At 57.9% G+C, this 18,769-nt stretch carries 17 protein-coding genes; 9 read left to right on the top strand and 8 right to left on the bottom strand.

All coding sequences use genetic code 11. The annotated features are described in order from the left end of the window. Positions 1-12 precede the first annotated feature (12 nt). From WFK59_RS15275 to WFK59_RS15295, 5 genes are all read right to left on the bottom strand, one after another. Complete coding sequence (locus WFK59_RS15275) at positions 13-1,032, bottom strand: isopenicillin N synthase family dioxygenase (protein WP_233988659.1); 1,020 nt, start codon at positions 1,030-1,032, stop codon at positions 13-15. A gap of 134 nt (positions 1,033-1,166) precedes the next feature. Next, positions 1,167-3,482 carry a molybdopterin-dependent oxidoreductase gene (locus WFK59_RS15280; RefSeq protein ID WP_336756239.1) on the bottom strand — a complete coding sequence of 772 codons (2,316 nt, stop codon included), beginning with the start codon at positions 3,480-3,482 and terminating at the stop codon, positions 1,167-1,169. Positions 3,483-3,485: 3 nt separating this feature from the next. Beyond that, complete coding sequence (locus tag WFK59_RS15285; protein ID WP_336756241.1) at positions 3,486-4,154, bottom strand: methionine ABC transporter permease; 669 nt, start codon at positions 4,152-4,154, stop codon at positions 3,486-3,488. Continuing rightward, the gene (locus WFK59_RS15290; protein WP_233988656.1) at positions 4,147-5,172 is read right to left on the bottom strand and encodes a methionine ABC transporter ATP-binding protein; all 1,026 of its coding nucleotides are present in this window, start codon (positions 5,170-5,172) and stop codon (positions 4,147-4,149) included. Before WFK59_RS15290 ends, WFK59_RS15285 begins: the two co-directional genes overlap by 8 nt. Beyond that, positions 5,169-5,948 (bottom strand): MetQ/NlpA family ABC transporter substrate-binding protein, encoded by a 780-nt coding sequence (locus tag WFK59_RS15295; RefSeq protein ID WP_336756356.1) that lies wholly within the window; start codon positions 5,946-5,948, stop codon positions 5,169-5,171. The genes WFK59_RS15290 and WFK59_RS15295 overlap by 4 nt, the downstream gene beginning before the upstream one ends. Before the next feature lie 251 nt (positions 5,949-6,199). On the opposite strand from WFK59_RS15295, the gene WFK59_RS15300 reads away from it, so the two are divergent. From WFK59_RS15300 to WFK59_RS15310, 3 genes are all read left to right on the top strand, one after another. Then, positions 6,200-7,378, top strand: a complete 1,179-nt coding sequence (locus WFK59_RS15300; protein WP_336756242.1) for an aminotransferase class I/II-fold pyridoxal phosphate-dependent enzyme — start codon at positions 6,200-6,202, stop codon at positions 7,376-7,378. A 315-nt stretch (positions 7,379-7,693) separates the two neighbouring features. Then, positions 7,694-9,160: a glycine betaine/L-proline transporter ProP gene (proP, locus tag WFK59_RS15305; RefSeq protein WP_233988654.1), complete on the top strand. Its 1,467-nt coding sequence runs from the start codon at positions 7,694-7,696 to the stop codon at positions 9,158-9,160. Between the two features lie 296 nt (positions 9,161-9,456). After that, a complete protein-coding gene (locus WFK59_RS15310) occupies positions 9,457-9,690 on the top strand; it encodes a hypothetical protein (protein ID WP_336756244.1) in 234 nt (77 codons plus the stop codon). 156 nt (positions 9,691-9,846) lie between these two features. Here WFK59_RS15310 and WFK59_RS15315 read toward each other — a convergent pair whose 3' ends face one another. Beyond that, on the bottom strand, positions 9,847-10,395 hold the full coding sequence (locus WFK59_RS15315; protein WP_336756246.1) for a YbhB/YbcL family Raf kinase inhibitor-like protein: 549 nt from the start codon (positions 10,393-10,395) through the stop codon (positions 9,847-9,849). A 239-nt stretch (positions 10,396-10,634) separates the two neighbouring features. Between WFK59_RS15315 and WFK59_RS15320 the strand changes: the two genes are divergently transcribed. After that, a complete protein-coding gene (locus tag WFK59_RS15320; RefSeq protein ID WP_336756248.1) occupies positions 10,635-11,513 on the top strand; it encodes a LysR family transcriptional regulator in 879 nt (292 codons plus the stop codon). Positions 11,514-11,527: 14 nt separating this feature from the next. Here WFK59_RS15320 and WFK59_RS15325 read toward each other — a convergent pair whose 3' ends face one another. After that, a complete protein-coding gene (locus WFK59_RS15325; protein ID WP_336756250.1) occupies positions 11,528-13,171 on the bottom strand; it encodes a dihydroxyacetone kinase subunit DhaK in 1,644 nt (547 codons plus the stop codon). Positions 13,172-13,448: 277 nt separating this feature from the next. On the opposite strand from WFK59_RS15325, the gene fucO reads away from it, so the two are divergent. The 5 genes from fucO to glsB all read left to right on the top strand — a co-directional run bounded on the left by fucO (position 13,449) and on the right by glsB (position 17,765). Then, positions 13,449-14,597, top strand: coding sequence for a lactaldehyde reductase (fucO, locus tag WFK59_RS15330; protein ID WP_233988650.1), 1,149 nt, complete (start codon positions 13,449-13,451; stop codon positions 14,595-14,597). Positions 14,598-14,894: 297 nt separating this feature from the next. Next, positions 14,895-15,068 carry a GhoT/OrtT family toxin gene (locus tag WFK59_RS15335; protein WP_008924737.1) on the top strand — a complete coding sequence of 58 codons (174 nt, stop codon included), beginning with the start codon at positions 14,895-14,897 and terminating at the stop codon, positions 15,066-15,068. 107 nt (positions 15,069-15,175) lie between these two features. Further along, positions 15,176-15,346: a hypothetical protein gene (locus WFK59_RS15340; RefSeq protein WP_233988649.1), complete on the top strand. Its 171-nt coding sequence runs from the start codon at positions 15,176-15,178 to the stop codon at positions 15,344-15,346. 196 nt (positions 15,347-15,542) lie between these two features. Beyond that, positions 15,543-16,742 carry a CynX/NimT family MFS transporter gene (locus tag WFK59_RS15345; RefSeq protein WP_233988648.1) on the top strand — a complete coding sequence of 400 codons (1,200 nt, stop codon included), beginning with the start codon at positions 15,543-15,545 and terminating at the stop codon, positions 16,740-16,742. A 102-nt stretch (positions 16,743-16,844) separates the two neighbouring features. Further along, positions 16,845-17,765, top strand: coding sequence for a glutaminase B (glsB, locus tag WFK59_RS15350; RefSeq protein WP_262287735.1), 921 nt, complete (start codon positions 16,845-16,847; stop codon positions 17,763-17,765). Position 17,766: 1 nt separating this feature from the next. On the opposite strand, the gene WFK59_RS15355 is transcribed toward glsB, so the two are convergent. Beyond that, positions 17,767-18,708 carry a D-2-hydroxyacid dehydrogenase gene (locus WFK59_RS15355; RefSeq protein ID WP_336756252.1) on the bottom strand — a complete coding sequence of 314 codons (942 nt, stop codon included), beginning with the start codon at positions 18,706-18,708 and terminating at the stop codon, positions 17,767-17,769. Positions 18,709-18,769 lie beyond the last annotated feature (61 nt).

An 18,769-nucleotide genomic window follows, 5' to 3' on the forward strand; every position in this document is an offset into this window, starting at 1 on the left:
TATCTCTTATTATCAGTGTTGAGTTTGTTCAGGGTAGAAACGCTGGGCGACTTCCGGATGGGAACGTAACCGGCCTTTGAGGTAGTTCCAGCCTACTTCACGTAACAGCGGATTCTGGGGATCGCTGCTCGGTCCCTGCGCCAGCCGGGCCAGCGACGGCGGCAACTGATAGATCGGCACCACGGCATCCAGTTGCGCGCCCAGGAAGAAGGCGATAGAGAGTCGTTCACTGGCCTGCTGAGGCGATACCACCCGATGCACGGTAGCGCGCAGGTAGCCGTTGGTCGCCAACTCCAGCAGTTCGCCGATATTCACCACAAAAGCGCCGGGCAGCGGCGAGGCGTCAACCCAGCGATCGGGCGTGACTTCCACCTGCAAGCCTGGCTGGTCGTCCTGCAGCAGCAGCGTCAGAAAACCGGAGTCTTTGTGCGCACCTACGCCCTGACGCGATTCGCTGTCGGTGCGGCCAGGATAGCGGATCAGCTTGATGTGTTCGTTGGGGTAGTCGCCATAGAGGTTGTCGAAGGCGTGACGCGGCAGGTCCAGCGCTTCGGCAAAGGCCCGCAGCAGTTCCAGCGCCACCGAAGTCATCTCCTGCTGCCAGTGGGTCACCACCGTTTGTAGCTCAGGCAGCGCGGCGGGCCACTGGTTCGGTCCCTGCATCCGCTGCCAGGCGGGAGAATCCGCAGTCACCGGCAGCGCCTCGCGTTCAGCACCAATATCAAACTGTTCGCGGAAATCAGGCTGGCTACGGGTAATTTCAACACCGGCAAGGTTATAGCCGCGGAAATGGGGCGAATTAGCCATTCTGACCGATAATTTGTCCTGCTCGGGTAACGCAAAAAAATCCCGGGCGACGCGCTGTACCGCATTTAATAATTCAGTATCTATGCCGTGATTAATTAAATAAAAGAAACCGACATCGCGCGCTGCCTGGCCTAATTTTTCCAGACACTGTTGCTGCTGCTGTTTATTACCGGACAATAGCGCGAAATCAATGATCGGTAATGATGATGACGCTGACTCACTCATTATTAACACCCTGTTGGCATGGAATGAATTAACCTTGCCAGTTCATCCAGGGTTTAACTACCAACTAATCCTGCAATCGATATTCAGACGGCGGGAATATCGCGATTATTCTTAACCGTCTCAATATTCAGTGATTATTCTGCGGGCCACCGGACAAATTCCGGCGGCTGCCAGGCGGTGATAGCGGGTAGCGGCGCGTCATAACGCTCGATATCGACAAAGCAGGTCTGGGCGCTGCATCCCTGCCCGAGCCGCGAGCTGCCGCAATCACGGGTCAGCACGTTAGGATTGCCGTGTTTATCCAGCGGCTGGTCGCTCTCCTTATCCAGCGGGTCATACCAGGCGCCGGTCGACATCTGCACCACACCAGGCCGGATATCCCGCGTCAGATGCACACCGGCCAGCACCGCGCCGCGCCCATTAAACACCTTCACAATGCTGTTTTCGCTGATGCCGCGCGGTGCGGCGTCATCCGGGTGCATCCATAGCGGCTCGCGTCCGGCAATTTTGGTTTGCTGGCTGATACGCCCGTGATCGTACTGACTGTGCAGCCGGGTACGCGGCTGGCTGGAGAGCAGATGCAGTGGCCACTGCTGCTTCTCCTGCTGCTGCGCCTGATATTCGTCCGGGTCCCACCAGGCAAACCCTGGCGCTTCGGCGTAGCCAAAACCGGCAACCGTCTGCGAAAACAGCTCAATCCGGCCAGAAGGCGTGGTCAGCGGGGCGGCATCAGGATCGTCACGAAACGCCTGCAACAGGATCTGTGGCGTATCGGGCAGCGGATATTCCAGCTTGCCGGCGGCCCGGAACGTTTCGAAGTCGGGCAGCATAATACCCTGCTCCGCAGCGCGTGGGCGCGATGCCTCGTAAATGGCCGCTAACCACTGGCGTACATCGCGTCCTTCAGTGAAATGCCCGGCGAAGCCCAGCCGTTCCGCCAGCGCCGCAAAAATCGCATAGTCAGACTGCGATCCGGCAAACGGCGGCAGATGCTGCGCCATGGCGATCATAAAACCATCATTGCTGGCGCTACCGATATCTTCGCGCTCCAGCGAAGTGCTGGCGGGCAGCACGATATCGGCAAACTTCGCCTGGGCAGTCCAGAACTGCTCATGCACGATAATGGTATCCGGCTGCTGCCAGGCGCGGATCAGCTTATTAAGGTCCTGATGGTGATGGAAAACGTTGCCGCCCGCCCAGTAGACCAGCCGGATATCCGGGTAGGTCCGCTGCTGACCATCAAACGCATAGCTGCCGCCAGGATTGAGCAGCATGTCCGCAATACGCGCCACCGGAATGTTCTGCTGCACCGGATTGTGACCGGCAGGCAGCCGGGGACCGGAAAACTGACGCCGGGCCGCACCCGCCAGATTGGTGGAGGCATAGCCAAAACCCAGCCCGCCACCCGCGGTGCCAATCTGGCCCAGCAGCGCCGTCGTCGCGACCGCCGCCCAGAACGCCTGTTCACCCTGTCGCGCACGCTGCACCGACCAGGCAATGTTGACCATGGTTTTGCTTTCCGCCATCTGCCGCGCCAGCTGGCGGATCTGCGCCGCCGCTAATCCGGTCAGCGGCGCGGCCCATTCCGGGGTTTTCACCACGCCGTCCCGCTCGCCGGTCAGATAAGCGGCATACTCCTCGAATCCCACCGTGTAGCGGGCAACAAAGTCGGCGTCATAGCGGGATTCCGCAATCAGCACCTGACCGATAGCCAGCAACAGCGCGGTATCGGAGCCCGGCTGAATCGCCAGCCATTCCGCATCCGGCACCGCCGACAAATCGTTTCTGACCGGGCTGATATTGATAAAGCGGGTGCCGTTGTGGCGCAGCGTCGTCAGCCAGTGCGCCAGCGCATGATCGCTGGCCCCGCCGCCATTGACCTGAGCATTGCGCAGCGGCAATCCGCCGATCGCGACAAACAGTTCGCAATGCTGCGCCAGTACCGGCCAGTGGGTGTGCTGACGCTGCAGCGTGTCCAGATCGCCGAGGATATGCGGTAAGGTGCGTTCACCGGCGGCAATGCTGTAGGTGTTGGTGCTGGCGGTATAGCCGCCAAAACCGTTGAAGAAGCGGTGCAACTGACTCTGCGCATGATGAAAACGTCCGGCACTCGACCAGCCGTAAGAGCCCGCATAAATGGCCTGATTGCCGTGCTGCTGCCGTACCCGTGCCAGCTCATCCGCCACCAGCTGTAACGCGTGATCCCAGCTCACCTCAACAAACGGCTCTTTGCCGCGTGACTGGCGCGATGCGGGCTTACCCTGCAGGTAACCCAGCCGCACCGCCGGATACTTCACCCGCGTGTCACTGTGTATCGCGTCCGGCAGCGACTGACCAATCAGAGAAGGATTGCGATCCCACGCCACTGGGGTTACCGCCGTCAGCTTCCCCTCTTCGGTGGTGACGTGATAAGTCCCCCAGTGCATTACGGCTAAATCACTGTTTTTCATTGGCTACTCGCGGCGAATACGACGCGACAGGCGCGTCCCCAGGGTTTGTAATAGCTGAACGATAACGACCAGCACCAGCGCGGTGGTAAGGGTGGCAAAGGCATCAAAGCGTTGGTAGCCGTAGGTGATCGCCAGATCCCCTATCCCACCGCCGCCTACCGTGCCGGCCATTGCGGTCGCGCCCAGCAAGCCGATGGTGGCCGTGGTCAGCGCGAGTACCAGAGAGGCGGCCGCTTCTGGCAACATGAAGTACCAGATGGTCTGAAAGGTGGTGGCGCCCATGGCGTTAGCGGATTCAAGAATGCCCTCATCGACCTCCAGCAGTGCACTCTCCACCAGCCGGGAAATGTAGGGCGCGATAAAAATCACCAGCGGGACGATGGCACCGGCGGTGCCGATAGTGGTGTTCACCAGCAGCCGCGTCAGCGGCAGAATAGTAATCAGCAGAATAATAAACGGCAGTGAACGGATAATATTCACCACCGGATTGAGGATTTGATGCACCAGCCGGTTCGGCATGATGCCGCCGGGACGGCAAATCACCAGAATCACGCCCAGCGGCAGGCCGAGCAGCGAACCAAACCCCAGCGATACGCCCACCATCACCAGCGTGTCCTGCAAGGCGATCAAAAACTGGTCGCCGGTAACCGCCGTATCAAACAGATCAGACATGACTAATTTTCACTCCTGTTGCGGTCAGAAAATCCTTTGCCGCCGCGATCTGTGCCGGCTCCCCGCTGAGCTGAACGATCATGAAGCCGAGAATGGTGCGCTGCACTTCCGACATATTGGCGAACAGGATATTGACCTCGACGGCAAAATTGCGGATCAGATGATGGATAATCGGCTGCTGAGCGGTGCTGCCGACGAACTCCAGCCGCAGGGACTGCAGATTCGGCTGCTGGCTCAGCAGCGCCAGCGTCTGCTGTGGCAGCCGATCGTGGATCACCGATTGCACAAAGCTGGCGCTGACCGACTGTTGCGGATCGGCAAACAGCGCCAGCACTTCACCCTGTTCAGCAATCCGCCCTTGCGCCATCACCGCCACCTTGTTGCAGATTTTCTGCACCACCGACATCTCATGCGTGATCAGAACGATGGTGATGCCGTAGCGCTGGTTGATCTCTTGCAGCAGCAGCAAAATCTGCACCGTGGTCTGTGGGTCCAGCGCTGAGGTGGCTTCGTCGCACAGCAGAATGGCGGGATTAGTTGCCAGCGCGCGGGCAATCCCGACGCGCTGTTTCTGACCGCCGGAGAGTTCATCCGGATAACTGTGGGCCTTGTCGCTGAGGTTGACGAACGCCAGCAGTTCGTCGACCCGTGCGGTAATAAATGCCTTATCCCGCCCCTGTAAAATCAGCGGGATCGCCACGTTATGAAAAACCGTGCGGGCATTCAGTAAGTTGAAATGCTGGAAAATCATGCCAATCTGCTTTTTGACCTGATTCAGACGCGCTTTACTGACGCCCTGTAACGCTTCGCCCTGCACCTCAACCGTGCCTGTGGTCGGCGTTTCCAGATGATTGATTAACCGCAGCAGGGTACTTTTTCCGGCCCCGCTGGTGCCGATAACGCCGAAAATGTCGCCCTGATTAATGGTCAGGTTGACGTTATCCAGCGCCTTAACCTCAACGCCATTACGTGAGAAGGTTTTGCTCACCTGGCGAAAGACGATAGTTGGCTGGCTCATTTGAAATAATCTGGCAGCAGATAGCCGCTATATTGCGGATCGCTGACGATATACTGTCTGAATGCCGCTGAGTGATAGCCGGCAATAATATCGCGGGCAAACGCCGCCTGTTTATTCTTACCGGCGACGGTCACCACGTTAATAAACTGGCTGGTCGGTGCTTCCAGCTTCAGCGCTGAACTCAGCTTCATGCCGCTTGATACGGCGAAATTGCCCTGAATAACGCCAAAATCGACGTCCGGCAACGCCCGCACCTGCTGCGCGTTGTCCATCTCTTTCAGCACGATCTTGTACGGGTTTTCGCTGATGTTTTTCTGTGAAAATGTCGCTGCGTCGCTGTCAGGCGTGATCTTCAGCCAGCCGATGCTCTGTAGCAGTAGCGCGGCGCGATATTCATTAGAGGGCTGATTAGGCACCGAAACCGTCATACCCGGCGCTGGCGTGGGCAGTTGTTTGACGCGCTCAGAATAGAGCCCCATCGGTGGCGTCGGCACCTGGACAATGCCAACATTATCGATGCCGAGCCGATCATTAACCGATTTAAGATAGACCGGATGCTGCATAATATTGGCATCGATAGTGCCACGGTGTACCGCGTCATTAACCTGAATACCATCGCTGAAATCTTTATATTCGATTTTATATCCCTGCTTAATTAGCCAGGGCGCAACACCCTTTTCAAACTGCTCTTTATAGGGGCCGGGATTAAAGCCAATCCGAATCACTTTTTCTTCCGCAGCATGGGCGGCGGAAATGAGCGTTGCGGCGGCAACCATTAAATACCACGTTCCCTTAAAACTGATGCGCATAAAAAAACCTTATTCATTATTGTGAGAAAAATTGATTTAATCACAGCCGCTGTAATCAGGAATAGTTAAAACCCGCCCGTCGCTTTGGCTTTTTTATGCTAACGATAGTTGTCTGCCGGAAATTCATTTAATGGCAATCGATAGTGTTATTTCTGCTAAAAAGGAATAACCCGGCTGTGTCATGCTCTGCCGTTTAGCAGACACTTTTCGGGGATATTATGGCGGAGTTTGCAGCATCGGACATGGTGGCAGGGCTGGAGGAAAACCTTTTCAGTCTGTTGGAAAAGCAGGCGGCGCAGTTCGATGACCCGCACCTGCCGTTAATCGATCTCTCTTCGGGCAGTCCGCGCCAGCCGACACCACCCGACATTATTGCTTCCCTGCAGGCAGCCGCGGCGCAGCCTGAAAATCATGAATACCCCTCTTTCTGGGGCAAACCTGCTCTGCGCCGGGCGATTGCTGACTTTTATCAGCGGCAGTACGGCGTGACGCTCGATCCTGACAGCGAAATTGCGGTGTTTCAGGGAGCGCATATTGCGGTTAACGGCCTGCCGCGCGCGCTGCTCAACCCGGGCGAGGTGCTGATTTCCACCGATCCCTGCTATCCGCTTTATCGCTCAGCGGCCCGCCAGGCGAATGCGGATTTTTACGGCATTCCGCTGGAGGCGCGCCACGATTTCCTGCCTGACTTCCAGGCCGTCCCGGCGCAAATAGCGGCACGTGCCGGGCTGCTGTTGCTGAACTATCCGCATAACCCGACCGGCGCACTGGCGACGCCCGCGCTGTTTGCCGCCGCGCTGGCGTTTGCCCGTCAGCACCATGTGCCGCTGGTGCACGACTTTGCCTATGCCACGCTCGGCAGCCAGCGCGGCGAACAGCCGATCAGCCTGCTCGCTCAGCCTGACGCCAAAGCATGGGGAGTGGAAATTTATACTCTGTCGAAGAGCTTTCTGATGGCCGGCTGGCGGATCGGCTTTGCCGTTGGCAATGCCTCGATCATCGCGGCGTTTAAAAAGTTGCATACCCACAGTTACAGCACGGTCTATGGTGCCGTGCAGGATGCCGCCATCACCGCGCTGGGGCTACCGTCTGAACAGATCGGGCAACTGACCGAATGCTGGCATCAGCGACGGGTGCAGGTGCTGGCTAAGCTGGCCGAGCTGCGCTGGCCGGTGCGGTCCCGTCAGGGCACCTTTTTTCTCTGGCTTGCCACGCCATCCGGCATGACCGGTAAGCAGTTTGCCGCCCTGTTACTGGCGCAGGCGCATCTGCTGGTCGCGCCTGGTGAAGGATTCGGTCCGGCGGGTGAACACTATATTCGCATCAGCCTTACTGCAGAGACGGATTTAATTATGCGCGCCCTGGATCGCGTTGCGGCGCTAAAATTATTTGGCTGATCTGATGCGGAACATTAATAATCAGCGCCAGCCATTTTGATAATAAAATTTGCAGTTTGGTTACAAAATATTGATAAGCGTAAGCAGGGGTGAACAAACAGACCCTGCTGCATTTGTCAGGAACTGCGGTTATTTACTCCGAAAACTTGCAATAACTTACAATAATGGTCTAAGGTTTGGCGGCTGCGGTTACCAGCCGCTTCGCTTAACTATTATTCGGCTTCTTATAGCTTTCATTTCCACGGTTTCTTCTGAACATTATTTTGCGGCTGCGAAAGCTATAAGACTCCTTTATTTGAAGCATTTGAGGAGAATATGGACACCAGAAACTCATCGTCTGAACATCCAAAGAAACACTTCTGGAACAGGAAGCAAAAAGAGCTGACTGTTGATGACATTACCGTGATCGATAACGACATGCTGAAGCGTGCCGTGGGCGCTGCCGCATTGGGTAATGCGATGGAGTGGTTTGATTTCGGCGTGTACAGCTATCTCGCCGTGATTATCGGCAAAGTTTTCTTTCCGGATGCCAATAACGCGGTTCAGTTGATCGCCACTTTTGGTACTTTCGCTGCGGCCTTCCTGGTACGTCCGATCGGCGGCCTGGTGTTTGGCCCGCTCGGCGACCGTATCGGCCGGCAGAAAGTGCTGGCGATGACCATGATCATGATGTCGATCGGCACCTTCTGTATCGGGCTGATCCCGGCCTATTCGTCGATTGGCATCATGGCCCCGATCCTGTTGCTGGTGGCGCGTCTGATTCAGGGCTTCTCTACCGGCGGTGAATATGGTGGTGCAGCGACCTTTATCGCGGAATACTCCACCGATAAACGCCGTGGTTTTATGGGCAGCTTCCTGGAGTTTGGCACTATCGGCGGGTATCTGCTGGGCGCCAGTCTGGTCACGGTGATGACAACCCTGATGTCGAATGAAGCGATGATGTCATGGGGCTGGCGCGTGCCGTTCTTTATCGCCGCGCCGCTGGGTCTGTTCGGGCTCTATGTCCGTCTGAAACTGGAAGAGACGCCAGCCTTCCAGCAGCATATGGAAAAACAGGAGGCGCTGGAGCAGAGCAAGCCGCGTCTGACGCTGATGCAGATGCTGAGCAAATACCGCGCGCCGATGCTGAAATGTATCGGCCTGGTGCTGCTGTTTAACGTCTCGAACTATATGCTGACCTCCTACATGCCGAGCTATCTGACCGGGGTACTGGGTCTGCCTGAACTGAGCGGCCTGCTGCTGGTGATGGTAGCGATGTTTGTGATGATGCCGCTGACGCTGCTGTGGGGACGCTGGACCGACCGCATTGGTCGTCGTCCGGTCATTGGTTTTGGTGCAGTGGGTCTGATCCTGCTGGCAATCCCCAGCTTTATGCTGATCGGCTCCGGTAATATGTGGGCGGTATTCGGCGGGCTGCTGATTCTGGGCGTGCTGCACACCTGCTTCAGCGGCACCATGCCCTCGACGCTGCCTGCGCTGTTTACCACGGACATTCGCTACAGCGCACTGGCGATCGGTTTTAACCTGTCCGTATCGCTGTTCGGTGGCACCACGCCGCTGATCACCGCCTGGCTGGTGGATACTACCAAAAACAACATGATGCCCGCTTACTATATGATGGGTGCCGGTGTGATTGGTCTGATCACTATCCTGACGGTGCGTGAAACCGCTCGTCAGCCGCTGAGCGGCTCATCGCCTGCGGTGGCCACTCAAGCCGAAGCGCAGCGCCTGATTGATAAGCTGCGCAAACGCCACAAGCCCGCAGCGACACCGGCTAAATAACCTGACCGACACCCTGCTTTAGCAGGGTGTTTTTTTTCTCTGTCGTCCGTGACTTCCGCGCCGGATTCGCCTGCCTGAAACGGGCGCTGCCTGCCCTGCTGTTGCTGCACGCTTTTCCCACCTTGTCTCATCAGTTCCGCGATTTAATTCCGCTGCTGGCTGATAAATTCCACATTATTCACCTCTGCCCGTTTTCGGCTTTACCGACATGCCCGCAAAGCGCCACTATCCGTAGACTTTCGATGCCTTTGGCCAGACGCCGACCGCCTTGGTCAATGCGTTAGGGCTTGAGCGCTATGCGATCTCTGTTTCCGATTACGGTGCGGCTGGCGCTGGCTTATCCCGAACGGGTCGGCGGATTGATCTCACAAAACGGCAACGCTGATCTGTATGGGCCGGGTGACGCCTGGGCGCCGGTGCGGGCTTACTGGGACGATCCGAATGAAGCCAATGATGAGGTGATCCGCAACGCCATCCTGACGCCTGAAGCCGTTAAGTGGCACTATCTGCATGGCGTGGCAGCGCGATAACCCGCAGGCGGTGGTTGAGAGGCTGGAAAGTGGCCCTTTTGCGCTGGAAACCCATACCGCTTATATCGCCCAGCGCATCCGCGAGATTTTCAGCGACGACTCACCGCCTGGGCTGTCGCGCCGTTACGCCCCTAGCGGCAGCCTGTTCACCGAAAGTTACTCATTACTGAAGCGGCCCACGGTACTGGCCGCGCCAATCGCGTGCCCTTTAAGCTGGCTCAGCAGCTCCTGATGGGTTAACCCGGCTTTGAGCTGGCCGGCCGGCAGATCGGTCGCAATCAGCACGAAGTTATAGTGATGCAAACCGCTGCCCGCCGGAGGACAGGGCCCGTAATAGTGTTGAGTGCCGGGAGTATTTTTGCCGCCGGTATATCCTTTGCCCTGCGTCAGCTCACCCTGAGCAAAGGCGTTGCGATCTGGCGCAATGTTATAGGCCACCATATGCGTCACGCCCAGCCCTTTAGCGCCCACTGGATCGGTCATCAGCAGGGCCAGACTGCGGGTGCCGGCAGGAACGGCAGACCAGTTAAGTTCCGGCGAAATGTTCTCGCCGGTGCAGGACGGATTAGTTTTATTCGCACCGGCAAACTTTTTATCCAGCAGCGCATTATCGTTGAAATCTTTTGACTGCAACGTAAATACCGATGCTGCCAGGGTAGTCACAGGCAGCGTTGCCAGCATCATTGCACAGAGTAATTTCTTCACCAGTCGCTCCTTTACAGGGTTTTATCAGGGTAATTTGCAGCAGTCTGGCGGCTTGTTACCGGTTGCTGCTGCTTAAATATAACGGTTTTGAAAGATTTAGCGGCTTTAACGCCGGGATCGGTCTGCTCTGCCCTGCCGATCGCGACGCCGTTGTCCTTTGGCGATTTAATCGATATAAGTTAACGCTTCTGATTAATAAACAAGGCAATGCACAGCCTTGACGCCCGGAAGCAGGAACAATGCAGATCGAAGACCTCCGGATCTACGTCGCCGTCATTCATGCAGGCAACTTTACCGCAGCGGCTGACCAGTTAATGTTATCGAAGCAGTATGTGAGTCGCCGTATGGCCGCGCTGGAAGCCTCGCTTGGCGCACGCCTGCTGATTCGTAATACCCGCAAACTGTCGGTAACCGATGCCGGTCTGCTGTTCGCACAACACGCCCAGCGCATTCTCGATGACATTCAGGAAGCGGAGCTGGCGGTATCGGAACAGCGTCAGACGCTGCGCGGTAGCTTTCGCATTAATCTGCCGATGTCCTATGGCATGAATCATCTTTCGCCGCTGATCGCGGAGTTTCTCAGCCAGCATCCGGCACTGCAGTTTCAGATTGAACTGGCCGACCGCTATGTCGATGTGATTGGTGAAGGGGTTGATATGGCGATCCGCATTGGCGCACTGGCCGACTCCACGCTGATTGCCCGTCCTTTGGGCGAGCTGAAACGGGTCATTTGCGGCAGTCCAGCCTATCTGGCCCGGGCCGGCACGCCACAACAGCCGGATGAACTGCTGCAACACGCCTGTCTGCGCTATGGCCGGGAAGGTCAGAACGGCTGGGAGTTACAGGTCAGCGGCAAAGGGAAATGGCTGGCGGTACAGGGGCCGATGGTCAGCAACAACGGTGAAGTGTTACGGGATGCGGCGCTGGCGGGCTTAGGGCTGGTCCTGCTGCCCGAGTTCATTGTTGGTCAGGCGCTGCAACGGGGCGAACTGGTGACGGTGCTGGAACCGTTTCATCCGCCGTCGCTGGCGCTGAATGCGGTTTACCCCCAGCACCGTCAGCGCAGTGAGGTAAACCGTCAGTTACTGGCCTTTTTACAGGCGCGATTGCTCGCTTAACCGCGCCGCCAGCGTTAACCCTTATTCAGAGCGGCAAACACCCGCGCTACCGCCACGGCACCAGGATCGGGCACGCCATTAAGATTGTCGCTGTTGAGGTAGGATGAGCGTCCCGCTTTGGCTTGACCCATAGTCGCCGTGGCTTCGCTGCCCTGTTGCGCCGCGGCAGCCACCTCCGCCTGCGATTTGCCTGCCATCATCGCTTCAATCGCCGGTTGCAGCGCATCGATCAGGGTACGATCGCCCTGTTGCGCCCCACCATACTGCTTCATTTTTTCCAGCCCCTGCTGCAACGCGGCGGGCAGGGCATCGCCTTCGGCCAGTTGCTGCGCAGCGGCGGTAAAGAAAATGGCCATCAGCACGCCGCTGGAACCGCCCATCACCGTGGCCAGCCGTTCTCCGGTAACCGCGAGCAGATCGGGTAATGCGTTGAGCGGCAGCTGGTTGTCCGCACATTCGCGCTGGATCTGGCGCGCACCGGCGGCGAAGGTCGATCCGGTGTCCCCGTCGCCCACCTGCGCATCCAGCTGGTTCAGTTCACTTTCACTGGCGATCAGGGTTTCACAAATGCGGTTCACTATGCGGGCGACAGCCGGATTCTCTGAAGGCGTGGCGGCCTGTTCCGTCACCTGCTTCTCTGCGCTAACCGGCTGTAATGGACTGAGTTTAATCGCCTTCACCCAGCCCGTGACCTCTACCGGCGCGCAGAGCGCCTCTTCAAACAGAGGTGTCAGCGTCATGCTGGTGACCGAAAAGCCTTTCATATCCAGCGCCGTCATCAGCGGCGCGGGTCCAATCAGATAGCTGACCTGCTGGCTAAGTGGCGAAGCAATCAGGTCACGGGTGACCAGGCTCATCTCCAGCGCCGACATGCCGCCGAGATTATTGACCAGCAGCGCCCGCGGCTGTTGCGCATCGCCCTTCTGCATCACTTTCTCCAGCAGATGCTGCACAATTTGCTCGCTGTTCTGCGTTTTCAGCACGTCCACGCCCGGTTCACCATGGATACCCAGCCCCATTTCAACGCTGCCCTCCGGCACGCGCTCACCGCTCTGTTCATCCGGCAGATGACAGCTCGACAGCGCCACGCCCATGCTGGCGATCGCCTGGCTGGCGGACTCAGCGGCCTCGGTCACTGCCGCCAGATCGTCACCGCGTTCAGCGACAAAACCGGCCACTTTATGCACCAGCAGAGTCCCGGCGACCCCACGCGGCTGAGGATTGTCGGGCAAAGCGACATCATCACCCACAATCACCATATTGACCTTAAAGCCCGCCTTACGCGCTTTCTCCGCCGCCAGGCCAAAGTTGAGCCGATCACCGGTGTAATTTTTGACGATCAGCAGGCAGCCCGCGTCACCGGTCAGATTGATAATGGCGTTATACACCGCATCAACGCTGGGCGAGGCAAACAGATCGCCGCACACCGCAGCGGTCAGCATCCCTTTGCCAATAAACCCGACGTGCGCCGGTTCATGGCCCGATCCGCCACCGGAAATCAGCGCAACCTGCTGTTTCTGCCAATCTTTGCGCATCACGATACGGATGCGTGGCGCAACCGCCAGCCGCACCAGATTGCCCCACGGGCTGGCGTAAATCATGCCGTCTAACGCGCTATCAACAAGGTCATCCTTTTTGTTCATTACGAACCGGGTCATGGCTTTTCCTCTTCTGAAAGTGTCGGTTTGCTCCTGACGAAGTGTTGCACAGCCAAAGAAGACGTGGGGAAATTCACGCCGCTAAGCGCAGAAATCAGACAGTTCGGCACACGACACACCGGGCGGTCTGCAGCACGTCTGCCCGCCAGTCGAAACACTTTTCGTTAATTGATTGATTTTTATCAAATGTCTTTACCTTTTTCTGAGAGCTTATGCGCAGAACTGCACTGATTAAACACGGAAGGTAAAAATTCATTTGTTAACAGAGGATGTTTTGATGACCCAACGTATGATTCTGAATGAGACCGCCTGGTTTGGCGCAGGTGCGTTACGCCATTTACCGGAAGAGGTTCAGCGTCGTGGTATGCGTAAAGCGCTAATCGTCACGGATAAAGCGCTGGTGGCAGCCGGTGCACTCAAGCGGGTAACGGATTTACTGGCGCAACATCAGCTCGACTGGGCACTCTATGATGAGGTTGTCCCGAACCCTACTATTCGGGTGGTACAGGCAGGAGTGGAGTGTTTTAAACGGTCGGGTGCCGACTATCTGATCGCCATTGGCGGCGGTTCACCGCAGGACACCAGCAAAGCGATCGGCATCATTATCAATAATCCTGAGTTTGAAGATGTGCGCAGCCTTGAAGGCGTCACGCCCACTCGCCACCCCTGCGTGCCGATTATTGCCATTCCGACCACCGCCGGTACGGCGGCGGAAGTGACGATTAACTACGTCATCACCGACGAAGAGAACCGCCGCAAATTTGTCTGCGTTGATCCGCATGACATTCCTAAAGTGGCGATTATTGATGCCGAGATGATGGCCAGTATGCCCGCCTCGCTCAAAGCTGCGACCGGCATTGATGCCCTGACGCACGCGATAGAAGGTTACATTACCCGTGGTGCCTGGGCGTTAACCGATATGCTGCACCTCAAGGCGATCGAGATTATCAGCCACTCGCTGCGTGACTCGGTGGCGGGCAACATCGACGCGGTGGAGCAGATGGCGCTGGGACAATATGTGGCCGGCATGGGATTCTCCAACGTCGGGCTGGGGCTGGTGCACGGCATGGCGCATCCGCTGGGCGCGTTTTATAACGTGCCGCACGGCGTAGCCAACGCGATTTTGCTGCCGCAGGTGATGGCGTGGAATGCGCCGGCGACCGGCGAGAAATATCGCGATATCGCCCGCGCAATGGGCGTGAAGCAGGTGGATTCGATGTCGCTCGATCAGGCGCGGCAGGCGGCGGTGGAAGCGGTAAGGCAGCTCTGCCGTGATGTCGGCATTCCACGCTCACTGCGGGAAGTTGGCCTGCAGGATGCGGATATTGCCGCGCTGGCCCAGGCGGCGCTGGATGATGTCTGTACCGGTGGTAACCCGCGTGAGCCAAATCTGGACGAGGTGATGGCGCTGTATCTTCAGAGCTAACGTCGATTGTTGCCGCCCGCGCTGCGGGCTGCATGTAAACCGGTCCGCCTGCTGTTGCGGGCCGGTTCCTTAATTCTGCTTCGCCACAACGCTTTCACCTCAGCCAACGGCAGCCGGCAACGCCTCAACCGCTTTTTAACCGCCCGGTTTCAGCCTGAAATCGCCCGATCTTTCCTCATTTTACTGCCCCGTTTAGCGTGCAGTTTCTTTAGATTTTTAAGGGCGTTTGACTTGATCTGGATCACAAAAATCCGCATCATGCGCTGCGAAAACCTTAATGACGCTGCGGAGAGATCGATGACACTGTACCAGGGTATGCTAATTTTTTATGCCGTTGTTGCATTGGTCGCTACGCTGATCACCTTCTTTATCGCTAAAGATAAACTGAGCATTAAACTGCTGAGCGCATTTTTAGTCGGCGCAACCTGGCCGATGAGTTTCCCGGTCGCGCTGATGTTTGCCCTGTTTTAATTGACAATTTACCCTTTCCCACCACACTGAGGGTATACGCCTCTGGCCGGATATCGCCTGGCCACCGACGTTTGTTTGCTCATGAAAATCTCAATTAAGGAGCGGATATGCGTTTTCTCAGCCTGATGATGGTGATCACTGCCCTGACCGCCTGTAGTGCCCAACCGGGTAATGAAAAACCGGTGCCCGCCGGTGAAACCCGCCAGCAAACCTGCCCACCCGGTACCAATCCCAGCCAAAACGACTGCGGCCACTTCCCGGAACCTGAATTTCACTGAACCGCTGCGCCGCCACCTGCTGCTGCATCATGGCGTGCAGGTGGCTTAAAGCGTGACGGCGCAAATATGAACGGATAACAAGGCTTTACAGTGGTAAGAGCGGTCAGTAAAGTAGCGTCCAGACATCAATTCTGATGCGTAAGCGTTAACGTCAATCAACGCCCCCGCAGCAATGCTGCCCGTGACGATTATCCTGATGACCCCAGCTCAACACGTTTCCACCTCTCAGCCGCGCTTTTCCAGTGCCGCTTTTTTTCTGTTCGTTCTGCTACTCACTGCCGCTAACCTGCGTGCGCCGATAACCGCTGTGGGTCCGGTGCTGCAGGATATTCGCCTGACGTTTGGCCTGACCGCCGGTGAAGCGGGCCTGTTTAACTTTATCCCGCTGATGCTGTTTGCTGTGCTGGCGCCGCTGGCGGCCTGGCTGGGCAACCGTATCGGGCTGGAACGCAGTTTATGGGGCGCGCTGTGCCTGATTACTGTGGGTTCACTGATGCGCTGGCTGCCTGCCGAAGCGGCATTATGGGGCGGCACGCTGCTGCTGAGTGCCGGCATCGCGGCAGCGAACGTGCTGCTTCCGCCGTTGATCAAGCGCGACTTTACCGCCCGCACCGCGAAATATATCGGTCTTTATGCCGCCACCATGTCAATTACCGCCAGCCTGGCGTCGGGCGTGGCGGTGCCGCTGAGTCAGCTGTCGCCGGCGGGCTGGCGTCTGTCGCTGGTGGTCTGGGCGCTGCCGGGGCTGGTGGCGCTGATCGCCTGGCTGCCGCTGTTACGCCGTCACGCCACCACGCTGCCGCCCGCCTCAGATACGGTGGCGCATCGTCATCCCTGGCGGTCGCCCGGTGGCTGGCAGATTGCGCTGTTTATGGCGCTGCAGTCGCTGGCGTTTTATACCCTGATTGACTGGTTCACGCTCTATGCCCAGGCCAATGGTTTTAGTCAGGCTGCTGCGGGATGGCTGCTGTTCTGGTATCAGGCGATAGCGATCGTCGCCAATCTTGGCTGCATGGTGGCGCTGAAGCGGGTCAGGGATGCCCGGCTGACCGCCTTTATTGCCTCCACCGCCATCTTTCTTGGGATGCTGGGCCTGCTGTTGCTGCCGCAGGCGGCGCTGGCCTGGCTGACGCTGGCCGGGCTCGGCGCGGGCGCGTCGCTGGTACTCTGCCTCTCATTATTTAATCTGCGGGCCCGTAACCACCGCCAGGCGTCACAGCTGTCGGGTATGGCGCAGTGCGTCGGGTACGCGCTGGCGGCGCTCGGGCCGCTGTTTTTTGGCGTACTGCACGACTACAGCGGCAACTGGACCTTACCCTTCACCTTGCTGACCGGGCTGAGCCTGCTGCAGATGTTGCTGGCTCCGCTCGCCGCTCAGTCGAAGCCCATCAGCTGACGCTGCGCTTCGGCATGGTTCACAGCGGCAAAAATTAGCCTTGATTCGCTGGCCGCGGAGACTCATCATCCCGGCCAGCCATTATCGACGGGAGAAGCGTGCGTGTCCGATTTGAGTCATGAACTGCTACAGGAAGTGCTGGACCAGGTGCGTCCACTGGTGCATCAGGGGAAAGTGGCCAATTACATTCCGGCGCTGGCGGACGTTGCCGCTGACCACTTAGGGATTGCCGTCTGCCTGCGCGACGGCACGCTGTATCAGGCGGGCGATGCGGAAACCCGCTTTTCGATTCAGTCGATCTCCAAAGCGCTGTCACTGACCGTCGCGCTGACCCGCTATGACGACAGCGAAATCTGGCAGCGGGTCGGCAAGGAGCCGTCGGGCCAGCCGTTTAATTCGCTGGTGCAGCTTGAACTGGAACAGGGCAAGCCGCGCAATCCGTTTATCAATGCCGGTGCGCTGGTGATTTGCGACCTGCTGGAGAGCCGCCTGACCGCCCCGCGTCAGCGGATGCTGGAGATCGTGCGTCAGCTGAGTCAGCAGCCGGATATCAATTACGATCGCCACGTCGCCCGCTCTGAGTTCGAGCATTCCGCGCGCAACGCCGCTATCGCCTGGCTGATGAAATCGTTCGGGAATTTTGATAACGACGTCACCAGCGTGATGCAAACCTATTTCCACTACTGCTCGCTGTCGATGAACTGTATCGAACTGGCGCGCAGTTTTGTCTATCTGGCGAATCAGGGAGTGACGCTGGATGGCAGCCGGATGATTACCCCTCGTCAGGCACGGCAGATTAACGCCCTGATGATCACCAGCGGCATGTATGATGGCGCAGGCGAGTTTGCCTGGCGCGTCGGTATGCCCGCCAAGTCAGGCGTCGGCGGCGGGATTATTGCGGTCATTCCCGGAGAGATGAGCATCGCGGTCTGGTCACCCGGACTGGATAGCGCGGGCAATTCGCTGGCCGGAACTGCCGCGCTGGAGTGTCTGACCGATAAACTGGGCCGTTCGATTTTCTGAATCAGCTCACCACATTGATCGGCTGGCCCTGACTAAAGGCCACCAGATTCGCAGTGATGCCCTGCAACAGATTGTGTACGCCGCTCTGACTGGCCCAGGCGATATGCGGCGTAAGCAACAGATTAGTCAGGCCAGGCCGCAGCAGCGGATTATCGGCGGCAGGCGGTTCGCTGCTCAGTACGTCGAGCGCTGCTCCTCCAATCCGGCCCTGTTGCAGCGCCTCTGCCAGATCCTCCTCGTTGATCAGCCCGCCGCGCGCGGTGTTGATCAACAGCGCCTGCGGCTTCATTTGACTTAACGCCTCACGGTCGATCAGCTGTCGGGTCTGTTCGCTCAGCGGACAGTGCAGCGAGAGGATATCGCTGGTCGCCAGCACCTGTTCAAAACTGACATAGCCGTCACGCAGCGACGTACTGCCTTTGCGCTCGGCGAACTGAACCTTCATGCCCAACGCCCGCGCCAGTTTTCCGGTGGCCTGACCAATGTCACCTTTGCCGATAATGCCCAGCGTCGCGCCGCCTATGTCCTGAATCGGCTGGCGATGCAGACAAAAATGTTGCGCTTCAGGCCACGCGGTACGCGTGCTGGTGGCGTAATCCAGTAACTGACGACGCAGGGCAAAAATGGCGGCAATCACGCCTTCCGACACGCTCTGTGTCGAGTAGCCCGGCACGTTGCTTACCACGATGCCGCGCGCGCGACAGGCATCAATATCGATACAGTCATAGCCGGTCGCCGCAACGCAGATAAACCGCAGCGACGGGAGTTGCTCCAGCGTGGCGGCACGCAGCGGCACTTTGTTGGTGATCGCCACCGTGGCATCCTGCAGCGCCGTTACGATGGCGTTTTCTGCGGTATGACCACGCACCTGCCAGTCACTGCAGCCTGGCGGTGCGGTTAGCGGCAGCGGTAACGTTTCACCATCCAGCATCACGATTTTCATATTTCATCCTTTGTTAACAGCAATAAGCGCCTCCAGTCAGCGTCTGGTTGCGCAGCAATGT

It is taken from the genome of Pantoea sp. USHLN298, from assembly GCF_037149395.1.
Lineage (GTDB): Bacteria > Pseudomonadota > Gammaproteobacteria > Enterobacterales > Enterobacteriaceae > Pantoea > Pantoea astica.